Genomic DNA, 16,804 nt, shown 5'->3' with positions numbered 1-16,804 from the left:
ATGGTTTATGACAATTACTGAAAACCAGGAATCGGCCGAGGTGTCGACTGGAGAGTCAATAGAGAAAACGGGAGAAAAAACTGAGCAGGACATTTTTTTCTACCGGGTACAGTACCGCGATGACGGACAGTTTGTTACCGCGTCATGTTCGATCGACGGCCTGCCGGCCGACAGCGTGGTGATGGTGCAGACCGACCACGGTCTGGAACCCTGCAAAATCAGGGGGATTGCACCGATGTGCGGCTGCCGCGAGCATGGCAGGAAGGTGGACTTTGAGATAAAGCGGATGGCAACAAAATCCGAGCTGAACAAGTTTGAAAACCTTGCCGGAATCGAGGATCGCGCTTTTCAGATATGCACCGGCCTGATAAAAAAGCATAACCTGAAAATGAGCCTGGTCAGGGTCGAGAGATTTTTTAACGGCAGTAAGATGATTTTCTATTTTACAGCGGAAAACCGGGTGGATTTCCGGGGGCTCGTGAAAGATCTCGTTCAGGAGTTCAGGACCCGGGTCGAGATGCGCCAGATAGGGGTTAGACATGAGACCAAGATGATCGGCGGCATCGGCACCTGCGGCCGGGAGCTCTGCTGTTCGTCGTTTATCAAGAAATTCGACTCGGTCTCAATCAAGATGGCCAAAGAGCAGGATCTCCCGCTTAATCCCACCAAGATATCGGGGGTGTGCAACAGGCTGCTCTGCTGTCTGACATACGAATACGACACCTACCGGAGGCAGCGTAAAAAAATGCCGAAACCGGGCAGATCCATAATCATCGACGACGAACAGTACCTTGTACGGCGGCAGCTGGTCCTCCAGGATGCCATTATCGTCGAGAACAGTGTCGGCGAAGAAAAACAGCTGGAACGAGACCAGTGGCGCACCTATCGGCTGGCCAAAAAAGAGACGCAGGACAAGAGAAAAGAGAAAAAAAGCCGCGAATAGTGGCATACCATACAAGAGCTGCGGTACCAGAGCTTTTTCTACCAGAAACAGCAGAGGATATGACTACATACATAACTACTCCGATCTACTACGTGAACGCCCAGCCCCATCTGGGTCACGCCTACACCACAATCGTTGCCGACACCTACAGCAGGTTCCGGCGTCTTGTCGATGACAACGTCAGGTTCCAGACCGGCACCGACGAGCATGGGGACAAGATCGTCGAGGCGGCGGAAAAAGATAACGTGGCGCCAAAGGCCTATGTGGACAAAATCAGTGCCATGTTCAGAGATACCTGGCCGCTGCTGGAGATAGAACCGGATAACTTCATCCGTACCACCGATAGTGACCATGTCGCAGTGGTGCAGCAGATACTGCAGAAGGTATATGACAGCGGTGATATCTATTTTGATGAGTATACCGGACTTTACTGCCAGGGATGCGAACGGTACCTGACCGAGAAGGAACTGGTGGACGGCAATTGTCCCGACCATCAGAAGCCGCCCCAGCAGATTGCTGAAAAGAACTATTTTTTCAGGATGTCGAAGTACCAGCAGCAACTCATTGACCATATCAATGACAATCCCGACTTCATAACCCCGGAGAGGTACCGTAATGAGGTCCTGTCGTTTCTTGCTGAACCTCTTGAGGATCTTTGCATATCGAGACCGAAATCGAGGCTCACGTGGGGAATTGAGCTGCCGTTCGATAAAAATTTCGTCACCTACGTCTGGTTTGACGCCCTTATCAATTACCTCACCGGAATAGGTTATCCCGACGGTGACAAATACAAGGATTACTGGCCGGTGGCGGAGCATGTGATAGCCAAGGACATCCTCAAGCCTCACGCCATATACTGGCCGACCATGCTCATGGGAATGGGGGTACCTCTTTATCAGAAGCTTCATGTTCACGGATACTGGAACGTGAACGATACCAAAATGTCCAAGAGTATCGGCAACGTTGTCCGGCCCAAAGAACTGGTTGAGACCTATGGCGTCGACACCCTGCGCTATTTTACGCTTCGGGATATGTCTTTCGGTCTGGATTCGTCGTTTAACTCCGAGGCGATTGTGACACGGCAGAATTCAGACCTGGCAAATGATCTCGGCAACCTGTTCAGCAGGGTGAGCGCCATGGTCAAGAAGTACCGCGATTCGGTGATTCCCGGGCCCGATAAAGATGACGAGCGGGACCAGGAGCTACGTCAGGCGGCCGCAACAATGGTGGAGAAATACAGCGAGATGATGAACCAGTTCAAGTTTCATCTCGGCATCCAGGCCGTCTGGGAGTTTGTGGGGCTTGTCAACAGGTACATCGTGACCAACGAACCGTGGGGGCTGGCAAAGGACCAAGCGCTTGAAAAACGCCTTGATACGGTTCTTTACAACCTCGTTGAAGCGTTGCGTATCCTGGCCCTGGTTCTCAGGCCTGTGATCCCCGGAACCGCCCGCAAGATGGGGGACGGATTGGGGATTGGCCGGGACCACGACACCATAAGCTCCCTGACGCTTGGCGGGAAATGGGGGCTGCTTGTGCCTGGCGGCCGGTTGCAGGAAATCGAACCGCTCTTTCCCCGAATGGAGAAGAAAGAGGACAAACGACAGGATAAGCAAACATCGCCGACAGCAGCCAAAAAGGAAAAAAAGAAGGAAAAAGAACAGCCCGCCGAAGATGGGTTGGTATCATTTGATTATTTTAAAAACATTGATCTCCGAATCGCCGAAATCGTTGCGGCGGAACCGATCGAAAAATCCGACCGGTTGCTTAAGTTGACAGTAATGGCTCCGGAACAACGTACTGTTGTTGCCGGGATAGCCGAACATTACAACCCTGGGCAGCTGGTGGGCAGGCAAGTGATACTCGTCGCCAATCTCAAGCCGGCCAAGTTGATGGGTGTAAAATCACAGGGCATGGTTCTTGCCGCAAAAACAGTCGTAGACGGCAGGGAAAAACTGGTGCTCTGTGCGCCGGGCGAACCGATTGAACCGGGAAGTGGTGTAGCTTGATTGCAAGGAGAGGGAAATGTTTGTAGTAAATAATTTTATGATGGCCGTAGCGCAGCTTTTAGACTTTGTCCTTACCGCTTATGTGTGGATTATCATTGGTAGAGCGGTTGTCTCGTGGGTTGGGGCCGATCCCTACAACCCGATCGTCAGGTTTCTCTATGAAGCGACGGAACCTGCTCTGAGCAGGATACGCAGGGTTTTACCGATAAGTATGGGGGGCATAGATTTTTCGCCGATGATTCTCATCCTGGCGATCATGTTTGTGCAGAGCTTCGTGGTGGGGACCCTCAAGCAGATTGCGCTTGGGATGGGATAACCGGAGGTGCGATTTTGTGCAAGATGCAGCTCCTTAAACCATAACAGCTCGACGGCAGGCGGCCTTGCCGTTGATCAAAAACGGCTCTTTATCATTACACTCAGGAGGTGATTATGCTGACACCGCAGGCAATTAAGGATCAGGAATTTCAAACCAAATTCAGAGGTTATGATACCATAGAGGTGAAGGCGTATCTGGAGTTGCTGGCCGATGACTACTTTGAGCTTGCCGAACTGAACCGCAATTTGGAGGAGCAGCTGGAGACTCTTCACGTGGAACGCGAGGAACTGCAGGCGGACAACGGCGCCCTGCAGGAAGAGCTCCGGGCCCACCTGGCAACCAGTGTGGGATCCGAGTCGGAAATAGCGCAGGAACGAGATGCTAAAGAAAAAGAACTTGCCACCCTCAAGGAAAAACTTGAAAGGGTAAAGCAGGAAAACCAGACTCTTGCACAGGAGAACAGGGACTACCAGCAGAGCAATGAAAAGCTCAAGGAGGATGTCGAGCGGGCCGAGCGGGAAACAGCCAGGGAAAAGACCGAAACGGAGAAGCTGAGATCCAGGTTGGAGCTGCTTGTCGAACGCAATGAGGAGCTTAAACAGGAGGGCGCCGATTTCAAGACAACGATCCTCGCCGCACAGAATTTTGCCAACAATCTGAAAGCCACGACCGAAGAGAATGCCCGAAAATTGATGGAGGAAGCAAAGGCTGAGGTTGAAGGGTTCAAGGAAAGTGCGCAAGCCGAGTTACATAGGCTGCCAATAGAGATCGAGGAACTGGAGCAGAAAAAGTCACAGGTCCGCAGGGAGTTGCAGGAGTTGCTGCACAGCTACCTTGCAGCACTTGATCTTGATGGTGAAGCTGCCGAAGAACCGGTCGCATCGAGAAATTAACTTTCCGGTTGGGTATGCCTTATCTGCAAAGTTGTAAAAATGGCGGGGTGATCCTTGAGCTGCATGTGCAGCCGAAGGCCTCCAGAACCCAGATATCCGGTCTTTACGGAGAGCGGCTCAAGGTTGCCGTCGGTTCGCCTCCGGTCGACGGCAAGGCCAACAAGGAGATCGTATCCTTTTTTGCAAAGTTGCTGGGGGTGTCGAAAAAAAACGTGGAAGTTGTGTCCGGGCATAAGTCGAGACAGAAGGTTGTCGCCGTGGCCGGCGTAGCTGAAACGGCAGTGAGAGCGCAGGTGAAAGAGAGTATGTCCTGTGCCGGGTGAGAAAGAGGGAGAAATGGCCAGGTATCTTATCGGCAACTGGAAGTGTCACAAGAGCAGCGACTCGTCAAAGGAGTGGCTGGACAGGTTCGATAAAGCTTATCGCCCGCAGGACGGTCTTGAGGTTATCGTCGCGCCGCCCGCTGTCTATCTGGAGTCGCTTTCGTTTCATGTGAAGCGGCTGCAGCTGCGACATTTTTCTCTTGGGGCTCAGGATATTTCCCCTTTTCCCAGGGGAAGCTATACCGGGGCGATTGCCGCGGACATGGTGAAACCTTTTGCCTCCTATGCGATAATAGGTCACAGTGAGCGGCGCAGGTATTTTCATGAAACCGTAACGGATCTGGTGAACAAGGCTGCCGAGGCTGCAGATGTCGGGTTGACCCCCATAATCTGTATCGAAAACGGCGACACTCTCTCCAGCCTCTTTGCGCTCAAGGATATCGACTGTCCCGGGATGATTCTCGCCTACACGCCCGTTGATTCTCTAAACTTCAGAATCCCGGAGTCGGTTGCAAGGGTGGGGGTGGTCATCAAGCGGATCGCCAATTATTTTCCCCGGCGGCCCATTGTCTACGGAGGCGCTCTCAACGTGGATAATTTTCGGGAATATCTCGAAATTGACGGGCTGAGCGGTCTTTTCACGGCTACGGCGAGCCTTGAGGTACAAAGCTTTTCAACCCTTTGCCGGGCCATGGGCGCATCACTGTAGGAGAAAGCCTGACGGTCGGTTGGTTTTTCCGGTTCTATTTCTTTTTCTTGGGCAGCAGGAAAGCGGTGATAAACGCGGCTGTATTGATTCCTGAGAGAATCAGCCCTATCAGTCCCAGTGTCCCCAGAAACCCCGGTTCCCGGGAAATTGCGTCGGCGAGTATCAGGATTGAGGAGCCGACTATAAGAGCGGCAATGATCATCGCAATGCCCATGAGGCGGCTGGAGTTGTCGATGTTTTCCGCAAGGTGTTCGATGCGTTTGAGCTCGAGGTTCAGGGTAAAACGGCTGTGCCTGGCATGATCGAAAAAACGCTGGATGTCACGGGGCATTTCTTCGAGCAATTCCAGCGATGAGAACAGGGTTCTGCTGATTCTTTTCCTGATGGCGCTCATTGAGTAGCGGTCCATGACCAGGGTCTTGATCTGCGGCTCCACATGGGCCAGGACGTCAAAGGTGGGGTCGAACTGCTCCGCCACGCTTTCGATAATGGTAAGCGCTTTGGTCAACAGCATGAGATCTCCGGGACACTGGATGTGGTATCGCTGCAGCATGGAAAAAAAATCGGAGAGCAGGGCTGCGATATGGAGGTGGCCAAGGTCGATATTTTGAAATTGCCCAGTGAGATGGCGGAGTTCCAGGCGGAATTCCCTTTTTTCCAGGATAAGCGGGTCAACCGTTGTCAGTTCCAGGATCACCCGGCAGAGTCGATCGATGTCCCCCTTGATAACCCCTGTAACCAGTCGGATCAGCTGGTCCGTCGTCCTCCTGTCGAGCTGGCCGGTCATGCCGCAGTCTATGAAACAGATTTTCCCGCCCTCCAGCAAAAATATGTTTCCCGGGTGGGGGTCGGCATGGAAAAAGCCGAATCTGAGGCATTGCTTGAACACCGCATCGGTCCCGTTGGACACAATTTTTCTTCGTTCACTGCCTGGCAGGGTTTTCGGATCGATCGTTGACAGCAGCCTGCCTTCAATCTTTTCCATCGTCAGGACATTGCGGGTTGTCGCGTACCAATAGATCTTTGGAAAAAATATGTTTTCGTCGTCGTCAAAATATCGCCGCAGCCGTTCGGTGGACTGTCCTTCGATGACAAGATTTATCTCTTTGAGGAGTTCCCTGCTGAATTCCTTGGCGACAGCCGTCGGGCTGTACCCGAGGTCGGAAAAATACTGTTCGAGCACCTGGGCCAGGGTTTCAAGCAGGGCCATGTCCTCTTCAAGTAACTTCCTGGCTCCCGGCTTTAATACTTTTATCACCACCCGGCTGCCATCTTTGGTGGTGGCGCTGTGAACCTGGGCGATGGAAGCAGTGGCCAGAGGGGTCTCGTTGATGGTGTCAAAAATTTCCTCCATCCTTCCGGGAAACTCGAGCTCGAGTACCTCGTGGATCTCCGTAAAAGGAACGTGCCTGCAGCTGTCCTGGAGTTTCTTGAATTCGTTGGCCCATTCTCCAGGGATCAGGTCGGGGCGGGTGGAGAGGAGCTGGCCCAGCTTGATAAACGTCGGTCCCAGTTCCTCAAGGGCCATACGTATCCGTACCGACCTTGGCAGGGCCAGGGAGCTGGGCGACTGCGGCGGCGGTACCTGCTCGTCTGTACCTCCAAGGATCCGTAACATTCCGGAATCGACCACAAGCTGCTGGAAACCGAACTTTGACAAGACCTTGATTATTTCCGCCAACCGCTTGGTATTTCTGATGGTGCGCCTGATCGATGTAATTTTCATCAGCTGACTGAGGCTAGGTGGTTGATGGTACCCGGAGTAACGTTTTATTTCCTAAGTATATACTCCCGGACACCCTCAATGCAATTTAAAGATTTAATTTGTTGAGTAAAAATAAAGGGTTTTATCCGCTTTTGCGGTCTATAAGACTTGTCGTGCCGATTCAGTTGCCTCTCTGCTTTTTTTGTAAACAGTGCTCCCGGATCAATTGGCCTGGTAACCGGGAAAAGCTCGCAAGGCCAGCTGCTTGAGGGTCGGCTTGGCATTTTTAAAATGTGGTATCAGGGGCAGGATAACAAGTTCTGCGGAAACCGGCGGGGGAGGAAAAATCCGCAATTCCCTGTTCAGCTTGTCGCTGCCAGGTCCTGGGGAGGTGTCGAGTATGGTCGATCTTGTGCCGTCGGGACTGTTCATTTGCCGAAGGAAATCGAGTATCGAACCGATGTCGTTGTTACGGAAAAAATGGTCTATCTCTTTTTCCAGGCTGTTGTGCCACTTGACCAGGCGGTTCTGTTCCTCGCAATATTTGGCAAGGGCGGTTTCAAGGGCCTGATAGGTGCTGAAAACCAGCTTCTTGTGTTTATGTTTTTTAATAAAAATGGGGCCAAAGATAAGGTGGTTGAGCTTTTTTTCCGTGCTCTGGCCTTCGTCGCCTTGTTCGCCGAGGCTTTGCGGAAGTCTGGTGAATGTAAGAAAATCGAGGTATACGACACTGTCCGGGACCAGCAGTACTTTCATTGTTGCAAGCTCACCGGCTATGGTATCAAGAGTCGGCTGAAGCGATATTTTTGCCTGGTCAAGCTGTTTTTTATACTCCTCTGACTCGGTCTCGGCTTTTTTGCGAAAGCTGAAATATCGCGTAGCTATTTCCTGTTTGATTTCAAGTGCCAATATATTGGCGAGGTTATCCATTTGATACCCGGTCTGGTGAAGTATAAACATCGGCTAAGCCGTAGCAACAGTTTCTAAACGGTAGTATAGTATCATCTCGTCAAAGAATCATCTTTTTTAGAGAGCAAAAAGCGAACCATGCAGATATCCGACCAGCGTGAAGAAGCTGTAGCTAAAGTAAAGGAACATGCCGATATCGTTCAGGTCATCGGCGAACATGTAGAGCTGAAACGCAGCGGGGCGCGCTATCTGGGGTTGTGTCCGTTTCACGGTGAGAAGACACCTTCTTTCTCGGTGCACCCCGGGCACCAGTTTTTTCATTGTTTCGGGTGCGGTGAGTCAGGCGATGTGTTCAGCTTTGTCATGAAGTATCAAAATCTCAATTTTGTCGAAGCTCTCAAGCTGCTTGCCGAAAAGTACCGGATTGACCTGCCCGAGAACCGCCAGACCACGGAGCAGCAGGAGAAATCAAGAAAAAGGAAATTACTTTTTGAAGTCAATGAAAAAGCCGCCGCACGCTATTTTGATTTTCTGAAAAATAATGAGAAAGGCGCTGAAGCCGCCCGCAAATATTTGCAAAACCGGGGTATCGAGGATCGGATCGTTGAAAAATTCAGGATCGGGTACGCGCCGCCGGTGGAGGCTGCCGGCTGGAATTTCCTGGGTTCGACTTTTTCGCAGGAACAGACCAGAGCAGCAGTTGAGACAGGGCTGCTGGTGGATAACAAGAAAGGCGGAACCTACGACAGGTTCCGTGATCGGATAGTTTTCCCGATTTTCAATATCGCCGGCCAGGTATGCGGGTTTGGCGGGCGTATAGTGGGGGAGGGGCAGCCGAAATATCTCAATTCTCCTGAAAGCGCCGTCTTTAACAAGAGTAACCTGCTCCTGGGTCTTTTTCAGCAGAAGGAGTCCATTCGCAGGCACAACAGGGCCATTCTGGTGGAGGGTAATTTCGACCTTGTATCTCTGGTCGCCAAGGGGTGTGAAAATGTGGTCGCACCCCTTGGCACCGCCGTTACCAGAGAACAGTTGAGGCTGATAAAGAGATTTGCCGAGGAAGCGACCCTGCTTTTTGACGGCGATGAGGCCGGAGGAAAAGCAGCGGCCAGGGCCGTTCCTTTGTTTCTCGCCGAGCAGCTGGCCGGAAAGGTTGCGCTGTTGCCGGGAGGACATGATCCCGACACGTATATCCGTGAATTCGGATTGGCAGAGTTGTCAAGGATCCTCGGGGAGGCGAAAGATCTTCCGGAATTCGTCCTTGGTCGCCTGGTCGAACAGTTCGGGTTGGGGCTTGACGGAAAAAGGCGTATTGTAGAAGAGCTGGTACCGCTGGTTGAGGCGGCGCCGTCACCGCTGCAACGCAGTGTCTTCCTGTCCCATTTTGCACAGGAACTCGGTATGGCGGTGGAACAGCTGGAGCAGTTCATGGCTGCGCCCCGCGATGTGTTTGCCCAGCAACCACCAGAGCGGCCCAGGGCTGAACTGAGGGCTGAACCGCTGACCATAGCCCAGAAACAGCTGGCTGAATTCATGGTCCTGTACCCGGACCATTTCGAACTGCTGGCAGGAGAAGGACTGCGGGATTGCCTCGCTGGTTCTTTTGGCGAGATCCTTTTTCTTGAAATGGAAAAACTGTTGCGCGTCAACAAAGAGGCGGAGCCGGAAGAGTTGCTTACGGTATTGCCTGAAGGGGTGGAGAGGCGTTTTGTGGCCGAGTTGCTGCTGCAGCCGCCCCAGGGGACCACGGATAGCGATGGGGCGAAGGAGGATCTGGCGGAATTGGTCAGGTATCTGCAACGGTCTAGGCTGCAGAAGAGTTCAGCTTGCCTGCTGAAACAGATAGAGGAAGCACAGCATAAAGGGGACATGGAGTTGCTGCGACAGCTCCTGGAGCAAAAAATGGATCTTACCAGGAAGTTACACGAAGCGGATTCGTGAGGAAGCAATGGGGGGATGTTTTTTGGCTCTGGCGATTAATTTTCTTGACATTTGCTTCTGTTTGGATTGATTTTGAGAGGATATGTCTGAATTTTCGACAATAATTTAGCAGGGTCTGTCACTGGAATGTGGAAAACGAGGGTAGCGGCTGTGTCGCCGATACTCCCTTATTTGAAGCAAAAGAGGTGCAGGATGACATTGCCGCAAAATGATGATGAAACTATCAAGGATATGGATGAGGCCATGATGCAGCTGGATCAGGAAAACGGCTTGTCGTCCTATGATCCTGAAGATGATTACGAAGATGAAACGGCGGAGGATAACAATTTAGTGGACTTTGACGATCCCGCAGTAGAAAGCAGAAGTGGGGGGCTGGCAGACCGGAGAACCAAGCCGTTCGGAGAGAGGAACGCAAACGACCGGAGAAGGACGGCGCGAATCAGCGGTGATGAGTCCGGGACCCAGAAATCGAAGAGTTCTGCCGATCCGATGAACATCTACCTCCGGGAGATGGGAACACTGACACTTCTCAGTCATGAAGAAGAGTTGAAACTTGCCAAGGCGATGGAAGTTGGAAAACAGCGGGTGCAGGACGCCGTATTGAAGACGCCGCTGGCCATTCCGGTACTGCAGGAGGTGGTCCGGGGACTGGACCGGAAAAACGATAAGATCTGCCAGATTCTCACCGGGTTGAAAGACAACAGCCGGGAGGTGGTGGAGGAAGAAAGTGCTGATTTTCTGGCAAAAGTCGAGGAAGCCGCTCGTTGCGACCTGCAGCGGCAGAAGTTGCTCAAAAGATATCTCGAACTTGAGCCGCAGAGTCGGGAGGCGGAAGAAATCCTCAGTGACATTGAAGCCCTGGGGCGGTCTGTTTCCCATATTTTCCAGGAAAAGATCATCTGTGCCGACTGTATCAAGGCGATCGCAACGGGGCTTGAAGATCTGGCGAAAAAATTCCGCAAGGTACTGGTGGAGGTGATGACCGGCCAAGCCGTTGCAACAGACGGTGGTGAGGCCTTGATGGAGCCCGAGGAAATTGAGAAGCAGGTCAACCGGCAGATGCTCGCCGAATCCGGGGTAACGGAAAAACAGCTGGGGGATGTGCTCTATGAGATCGACAGCGGGTGGGCGATGTACAAGGATGCCAAGGAAGGGCTGGTCAGGGCCAACCTGAGGCTGGTCATTTCCGTTTCAAAGAAATTTGTCAACCGCGGCCTGCAATTTTCCGACCTGATCCAGGAAGGCAATATCGGTCTGATGAAGGCTGTGGAAAAGTTTGATTATCACCGCGGGTACAAGTTCAGTACCTATGCCACCTGGTGGATCAGACAGGCGATAACCAGGGGGATCGCCGATCAGGGACGAACCATCAGGCTGCCGGTACATATGATCGAGACCATCAACCGTCTGCTCCGGGTTTCCAAGGACTTTATGCTGGAAGAACACCGGGAGCCAAGTCCTGAAGAGATGGCCGAGCATCTGGGAACCGATGTGGCCAAGGTCAAGTCTGCGCTCAAGATAGCAAAGGATGCGATCTCTTTGGACACCCCGGTGGGAGAGGATGGGGAAACCTACCTGGCTGATTTTATCGAGGACAAGGATAAGATGGGGCCCGATGAGGTCACTATGGTTGCCAGCCTCAGGGAGTGTCTCCACCAGGTTATGTCGTCGCTGTCTCCGCGGGAGGCTAAAGTGCTCAGGATGCGATACGGTATCGATGTCGACAGCGACCACACCCTTGAGGAGGTAGGGAAATGTTTTGCCGTGACCAGGGAGAGGATACGGCAGATCGAAGCCCAGGCGATTATGAAGCTCAAGCACCCGTCCAGGGCGGGAGAACTGAAGGTTTTTATGACCGACTAAAGGGGTGACAGGCGGTAGACTGCGCTTTGCAGCTTGATTGCGATAGTGTCTATTTATCTTTATTTGATCAAAATAAGAGCATATCTTCTTTTGAATTCCATAGTTGACTGGATAACGTTGAGTTTTATTCCGGGGTTGGGTGTGACAGGGTTCTGGCGCCTCGTCAACCACTACACCTCCCCCGGAGCTGCTCTTGGAGCCTCCGTTGAAAAGAGTCGGAAAATTCAGGGAATCAGGACAAAGCAGCTTGACGGGTTCAGGGAAATCGGCAGGGCACGGGAACGGGCGCTGGTCGAACTTGACAGGATCGAAAAATCTGGCGGCCAGGCGATATGCTGGCAGGACGCGGATTATCCAGGCCAGCTGAGGCACCTGGTTGATCCTCCGCCGGTACTCTATGTGCAGGGAGATCCCTCCCTGCTGACCAGACCCTCCGTTGCTGTTGTCGGCTCCCGGGCGGCAACCGGGTACGGCCGGCGAATCTGTACCGGGCTCTGTTCCTTGCTTGCAGCAAAAGGGGTGGTGGTCGTCTCCGGACTTGCTCTGGGGATTGATACCCATGCCCACGAGGGAGCTTTGCAGTGCGGTGGAATGACCGTTGCCGTCCTCGGTTGCGGACTCGATGTAATCTATCCGAAACAGAACTTGTCCCTGCTGGAAAAGATCCGCCGTAGCGGATTGGTGGTCTCCGAGTATCCTCTTGGCACCCGGCCGGAACCGTTCAGGTTCCCGGCTCGCAACAGGATTATCGCCGGCCTGACTCAGGGGGTGGTTGTGGTGGAGGCGGCAAAAAAATCGGGTTCGCTTATCACCGCCCAGATCGGACTTGATCTTGGCCGGGAAATCTTTGCAGTCCCTGGACAGGTCGACTCCTTCAAGAGCGAAGGCACTCACTGGCTCCTGCAGCAGGGGGCGAAGCTGGTGCAGAATGTCGATGATATCCTGGTCGAAATGGACGGTGCGGCCAGCTGCGGTGCCGCAGCCGCAGGAAGGATGCGCGACGATCCTGCCCGGCTACAAAATTGTGCGCCTGATCTTGACCCGGACGAACATGCACTGTTACAGTGCGTCGACTGTTACCCCCAGAGCAGGGATGTTATTGTTGAGCGTTCAGGTCTCGATTCCTCGCGGGTGAGCGAGTTGCTGCTCATGTTGGAGCTTGAAGGGCTGGTCGAGCTGTTGCCCGGCGGGCAGGTGACAAAGGTTGGCGGCGGCCGAAGCGATTGACCGGCTGCAGGCGGCGATAATTTGTTCAATCAATAAACAGATCATACAAGGATATACCATGAGTCGAAAAATCCAGATTGCGCCCTCGATTCTGTCGGCCGATTTTACCAGGCTCGGCCAGGAGATAAGAGCCGTCGAAAAAGCCGGTGCCGATGTTATTCATATAGACGTGATGGACGGCCACTTTGTACCGAACATAACCATCGGGCCCCTGGTGGTCGAGGCGGCCAAGAGAGTGGCAACAACACCGCTGGACGTTCATCTGATGATCAGCGATCCTGACAGATATGTTGATGCCTTTGCCGATGCAGGTGCCGATTGGATAACCGTTCATGCAGAGGCGTGTACCCACCTCCACCGGACCGTGTCCAGGATCAGGGAGAAGGGCAGGAGGCCGGGGGTTGTGCTTAATCCGGCGACACCGCTGACGGTGCTTGATTATATCCTCGAAGATGTGGATATAGTTATGCTCATGTCTGTGAATCCCGGCTTTGGCGGCCAATCGTTTATACCCTCTTCCCTTGGCAAGATATGGCAGCTGCGGCAGACCATCGATGTCATGGGGCTGGACGTCGATATAGAGGTCGATGGCGGCATCAGTCCACTGTCCATCGCCGACGTGGCCGAGGCCGGGGCTAACGTGTTTGTCGCCGGATCGGCGGTCTACGGCAGCGACGATTACCTGGAAACAATAAGCGCTCTGAAAAAAAACGGGGAAGAGGGCGCTGCTCGGTACCGGGCGTAACCGGGGCCTTGAATTGCACTGGGGTGGGGATGTACAAGAATTTCACACAGACTAAGGCTTTTTCCGGACTCAGGCGATGTGCCCAAAGGCCGTACGACCTTACCCGGAAGGGTGCGCTGTTTGAAGATGACCGGCTGCAAAAATTTGTCTGCCGGTCGCCCTTGGTGAATCTGCACTACGGTACCCAGCGCATCGATCACCACGTGCTGCAGGGACTGTCCGACATGAGCCGGGAGCTCGAACTGGTGGAACAGTTCAAGGCTCTGCGAAGGGGGGCCGTGGCCAACAGGATAGAGGGGGTGGAGAGTGAAAACCGCCAGGTTCTCCACACGGCCTGCCGCGATCTCTTCAGCGCCTTGCCATGCCACCCGGAGGCTACGGCAAGCGCGGCGGGCCAATTGGATAAACTGGCCTCTTTTCTTGAAAAACTCGATTCAGGAGTGATTGTCAATCATCGACAGCAGCGGTTTACCTCCCTGGTTCACATCGGTATCGGCGGATCGGACCTCGGCCCGCGTGCGGTATATGAGGGTCTGAAGTGTTACGGTAAAGAAGGCAGGACGGTCAGGTTTATCGCCAACGTCGACCCTGACGATGCCGTAGCCGTGCTGAGCCAGGTGGACCTGTCGACAACGCTTGTCAATATCGTCTCCAAGAGCGGGACTACCCTTGAGACCCTGACCAATGAAGAGATCGTTCGCGCTGCCCTGAAAAAAGCAGGGCTTAACCCGGCGGATCACTGTATTGCGGTGACGGGTGAGGGCAGCAGGATGGATAACAGTGGTGACTATCTTGAAACCTTCCATATGTACGAATATATCGGCGGACGATATTCCACCTGTTCAATGGTTGGTGCGGCAAGCCTCGGTTTTTTTCTGGGAATGGAACAGTTAAAGCAGTTTCTGGAAGGAGCCGCGCTGCTCGACGAGATGGCCGAAGAAGAACGGCTTGAACAGAATATTCCGCTGCTGATGGCTCTGATCGGGGTCTGGAACCATAATTTTCTCGGCTGCAGGAGTCTGGCTGTTCTGCCTTACAGCCAGGCGATGCACCGGTTTCCCGCCCATCTCCAGCAGTGCGACATGGAGAGTAACGGAAAATCTCTGCAGAGAAACGGGCAACCGGTTGCATCGACTACCGGGCCGATAGTCTGGGGAGAGCCGGGAACAAACGGGCAGCATGCCTTTTACCAGCTGCTGCACCAGGGAACGGAGATTGTTCCCGTGGAATTCATCGGATTCAGACGCTCCCAGTCTGGCCTTGATCAAACCGTAGAAAACACGACCTCTCAGGAAAAACTCCTGGCAAACCTTTTCGCTCAGATGGTGGCTCTTGCGGCGGGTAAAGAGTCGGACAATCCCAACAGGGTTTTTCCCGGTAACAGACCCTCTTCTCTGCTGCTGGCACAACGCCTTACCCCCAAAACCATGGGGGCTCTTCTGGCTCTTTACGAGGCGAAAATTATCTTTCAGGGGTTCGTCTGGAACATAAACTCGTTTGATCAGGAGGGGGTTCAGCTCGGCAAGGCGCTGGCAACCAGGTTCATTGCCGAAATATCGAAGAGAGAATCCGATCCGGACAGCCTCGAAAACTATTTTCTCAAACAGCTCTGAAATGGCCGGAGTGGTAGTAACAGTGGGTGAATGACGGTTCAGTCGCAGGGGATGATCGGGGCCGATTTTTGTTGACAAAACGGCATAGCGAAGATATTCTCACACGCTGAATCAACTTTCATGATTGTATCTAGAAACGTATTCGAACAGTAGATCGGATAGATACGATTATGATCCAGCATTATTGAAATAAAGCTGAAGATCAGCCACTGGTGCTCGGCTTTAGTATGATTTTGGTTAAGGTAGAAGTTCAAACTGTAATTCAAAGGAGGAAATCATGGCAAAGCATGAGACGCCCTTGTTGGATCAATTGGAGAGTGGCCCGTGGCCAAGCTTCGTTACCGACATTAAAAAGCAGGCGGAAACAAAGCCTGAATGTTGGGACATCCTTGGTATCCTGGAGCTGTCCTACAAAGATAGAATCACTCACTGGAAGCACGGTGGTATCGTAGGTGTTTTCGGTTACGGTGGTGGTATTGTCGGCCGTTATGCCGACCTGCCCAAGCAATTCCCCGGTGTCGAGCATTTCCACACCGTTCGCGTCGCACAACCGGCTTCCAAGTACTATTCAACCGCCAACCTTCGCAAGTTGATGGATCTTTGGGAAAAGCACGGTTCCGGTATGACCAACTTCCACGGTTCCACCGGCGACGTTATTCTTCTGGGTACCCGTACTGAAAATCTCGAGCCGTTCTTCTGGGATCTGACCCACGAGATGGGACAGGACCTGGGTGGTTCCGGTTCCAACCTGCGTACTCCTGCCAACTGCATCGGCCAGTCCCGCTGCGAATGGTCCTGCTACGACACCGAAGAGTGCTGTCACTTCCTGACCATGCACTACCAGGATGAGATCCATCGCCCGGCATTCCCGTACAAGTTCAAGTTCAAGTTTTCCGGTTGCCCCAACGACTGCGTTGCGTCCATCGCCCGTTCCGATATTTCCGTCATCGGTACCTGGAAAGATAACATCCGCATCGATCAGGCTGCGGTAAAAGAGTATGTAGCAGGCAACTATCCTGCAAACGGCGGTGCCCACTCAGGCAAAGACTGGGGCAAGTTCGATATCCAGAAAGAAGTGATCGACCTGTGTCCGACCGAATGTATGTGGATGGAAGGGGACGAGCTGAAAATTGACGATGCCGAATGTACCCGTTGCATGCACTGCATCAACGTAATGCCCCGCGCACTGCGTCCCGGTGCCGACCAGGGTGCTTCAATCTGTGTAGGCGCAAAAGCTCCTATCCTCGACGGTGCTCAGTTCTCCACCCTGATCGTACCTTTCATGAAGGTATCCGCCGATAACGATTTCGAGGAACTGGTAGAGTTCATCGAAGGCGTATGGGACTGGTGGATGGAAGTAGGCAAGAACCGCGAGCGTGTCGGTGAAACCATGCAGAGACTTGGTCTTCCGACTTTCCTCAAAGTTATGGGTATCGAGCCGATTCCGCAGCACGTGAAAGAACCTCGTTCAAACCCATACGTATTCTGGAAGGAAGAAGAGGTTGAAGGCGGTTTCGAGCGTGATATCGACGAATTCCGTAGAAAGCACGCTGCTTAATTACGATTTTAATTTGAGCTAAAATTCATATTAAATACAAGGAGAATTAA

14 protein-coding genes are annotated in these 16,804 nt (G+C 52.9%); 12 read left to right on the top strand and 2 right to left on the bottom strand.

Going from position 1 to position 16,804, the window contains the following annotated elements; translation table 11 throughout:
- Window positions 1-7: 7 nt before the first annotated feature.
- From BLQ17_RS01630 to BLQ17_RS01605, 6 genes are all read left to right on the top strand, one after another.
- A complete protein-coding gene (locus tag BLQ17_RS01630; RefSeq protein WP_092219114.1) occupies window positions 8-943 on the top strand; it encodes a PSP1 domain-containing protein in 936 nt (311 codons plus the stop codon).
- Window positions 944-1,002: 59 nt separating this feature from the next.
- Window positions 1,003-2,952, top strand: a complete 1,950-nt coding sequence (metG, locus tag BLQ17_RS01625; RefSeq protein WP_092219113.1) for a methionine--tRNA ligase — start codon at window positions 1,003-1,005, stop codon at window positions 2,950-2,952.
- Window positions 2,953-2,968: 16 nt separating this feature from the next.
- Window positions 2,969-3,268, top strand: a complete 300-nt coding sequence (locus BLQ17_RS01620; RefSeq protein WP_092219110.1) for a YggT family protein — start codon at window positions 2,969-2,971, stop codon at window positions 3,266-3,268.
- Window positions 3,269-3,381: 113 nt separating this feature from the next.
- Window positions 3,382-4,161 (top strand): DivIVA domain-containing protein, encoded by a 780-nt coding sequence (locus BLQ17_RS01615; protein ID WP_092219107.1) that lies wholly within the window; start codon window positions 3,382-3,384, stop codon window positions 4,159-4,161.
- A 14-nt stretch (window positions 4,162-4,175) separates the two neighbouring features.
- Window positions 4,176-4,484, top strand: coding sequence for a DUF167 domain-containing protein (locus BLQ17_RS01610; protein WP_092219105.1), 309 nt, complete (start codon window positions 4,176-4,178; stop codon window positions 4,482-4,484).
- Window positions 4,485-4,497: 13 nt separating this feature from the next.
- Window positions 4,498-5,193, top strand: coding sequence for a triose-phosphate isomerase (locus BLQ17_RS01605; protein WP_143005409.1), 696 nt, complete (start codon window positions 4,498-4,500; stop codon window positions 5,191-5,193).
- Between the two features lie 34 nt (window positions 5,194-5,227).
- On the opposite strand, the gene BLQ17_RS01600 is transcribed toward BLQ17_RS01605, so the two are convergent.
- Both BLQ17_RS01600 and BLQ17_RS01595 read right to left on the bottom strand, forming a co-directional pair.
- Entirely contained in the window at window positions 5,228-6,919 is a 1,692-nt protein-coding gene (locus BLQ17_RS01600; protein WP_092219099.1) for an ABC1 kinase family protein, read from the bottom strand.
- 201 nt (window positions 6,920-7,120) lie between these two features.
- Window positions 7,121-7,828, bottom strand: a complete 708-nt coding sequence (locus tag BLQ17_RS01595) for a hypothetical protein (protein ID WP_143005408.1) — start codon at window positions 7,826-7,828, stop codon at window positions 7,121-7,123.
- Window positions 7,829-7,945: 117 nt separating this feature from the next.
- Between BLQ17_RS01595 and dnaG the strand changes: the two genes are divergently transcribed.
- From dnaG to dsrA, 6 genes are all read left to right on the top strand, one after another.
- Window positions 7,946-9,748, top strand: a complete 1,803-nt coding sequence (gene dnaG / locus BLQ17_RS01590; RefSeq protein WP_092219095.1) for a DNA primase — start codon at window positions 7,946-7,948, stop codon at window positions 9,746-9,748.
- Window positions 9,749-9,940: 192 nt separating this feature from the next.
- A complete protein-coding gene (locus BLQ17_RS01585) occupies window positions 9,941-11,611 on the top strand; it encodes a sigma-70 family RNA polymerase sigma factor (RefSeq protein WP_245694929.1) in 1,671 nt (556 codons plus the stop codon).
- Window positions 11,612-11,701: 90 nt separating this feature from the next.
- Window positions 11,702-12,838 carry a DNA-processing protein DprA gene (gene dprA / locus BLQ17_RS01580; RefSeq protein ID WP_176761033.1) on the top strand — a complete coding sequence of 379 codons (1,137 nt, stop codon included), beginning with the start codon at window positions 11,702-11,704 and terminating at the stop codon, window positions 12,836-12,838.
- A gap of 58 nt (window positions 12,839-12,896) precedes the next feature.
- Window positions 12,897-13,583 (top strand): ribulose-phosphate 3-epimerase, encoded by a 687-nt coding sequence (gene rpe, locus BLQ17_RS01575; protein ID WP_092219319.1) that lies wholly within the window; start codon window positions 12,897-12,899, stop codon window positions 13,581-13,583.
- 29 nt (window positions 13,584-13,612) lie between these two features.
- Window positions 13,613-15,196 carry a glucose-6-phosphate isomerase gene (locus BLQ17_RS01570; protein ID WP_092219091.1) on the top strand — a complete coding sequence of 528 codons (1,584 nt, stop codon included), beginning with the start codon at window positions 13,613-13,615 and terminating at the stop codon, window positions 15,194-15,196.
- 277 nt (window positions 15,197-15,473) lie between these two features.
- A complete protein-coding gene (dsrA, locus tag BLQ17_RS01565) occupies window positions 15,474-16,754 on the top strand; it encodes a dissimilatory-type sulfite reductase subunit alpha (protein WP_092219089.1) in 1,281 nt (426 codons plus the stop codon).
- Window positions 16,755-16,804 lie beyond the last annotated feature (50 nt).

The organism is Desulforhopalus singaporensis, assembly GCF_900104445.1.
GTDB classification, from domain to species: Bacteria; Desulfobacterota; Desulfobulbia; order Desulfobulbales; family Desulfocapsaceae; genus Desulforhopalus_A; species Desulforhopalus_A singaporensis.
The sequence above is the reverse complement of the archived record's forward strand: the minus strand, read 5'-3'. Positions and strand labels throughout refer to the sequence as shown.

Bases quoted from the DNA above. Each gene is read 5' to 3' on its own strand.
- metG (WP_092219113.1), top strand. From the start codon at position 1,003: ATGACTACATACATAACTACTCCGATCTACTACGTGAACGCCCAGCCC.
- dsrA (WP_092219089.1), top strand. From the start codon at position 15,474: ATGGCAAAGCATGAGACGCCCTTGTTGGATCAATTGGAGAGTGGCCCG.
- BLQ17_RS01600 (WP_092219099.1), bottom strand. From the start codon at position 6,919: ATGAAAATTACATCGATCAGGCGCACCATCAGAAATACCAAGCGGTTG.
- BLQ17_RS01585 (WP_245694929.1), top strand. From the start codon at position 9,941: ATGACATTGCCGCAAAATGATGATGAAACTATCAAGGATATGGATGAG.
- BLQ17_RS01570 (WP_092219091.1), top strand. From the start codon at position 13,613: ATGTACAAGAATTTCACACAGACTAAGGCTTTTTCCGGACTCAGGCGA.
- BLQ17_RS01595 (WP_143005408.1), bottom strand. From the start codon at position 7,828: ATGGATAACCTCGCCAATATATTGGCACTTGAAATCAAACAGGAAATA.
- BLQ17_RS01620 (WP_092219110.1), top strand. From the start codon at position 2,969: ATGTTTGTAGTAAATAATTTTATGATGGCCGTAGCGCAGCTTTTAGAC.
- BLQ17_RS01610 (WP_092219105.1), top strand. From the start codon at position 4,176: ATGCCTTATCTGCAAAGTTGTAAAAATGGCGGGGTGATCCTTGAGCTG.
- rpe (WP_092219319.1), top strand. From the start codon at position 12,897: ATGAGTCGAAAAATCCAGATTGCGCCCTCGATTCTGTCGGCCGATTTT.
- BLQ17_RS01605 (WP_143005409.1), top strand. From the start codon at position 4,498: ATGGCCAGGTATCTTATCGGCAACTGGAAGTGTCACAAGAGCAGCGAC.
- BLQ17_RS01630 (WP_092219114.1), top strand. From the start codon at position 8: ATGACAATTACTGAAAACCAGGAATCGGCCGAGGTGTCGACTGGAGAG.
- dnaG (WP_092219095.1), top strand. From the start codon at position 7,946: ATGCAGATATCCGACCAGCGTGAAGAAGCTGTAGCTAAAGTAAAGGAA.
- BLQ17_RS01615 (WP_092219107.1), top strand. From the start codon at position 3,382: ATGCTGACACCGCAGGCAATTAAGGATCAGGAATTTCAAACCAAATTC.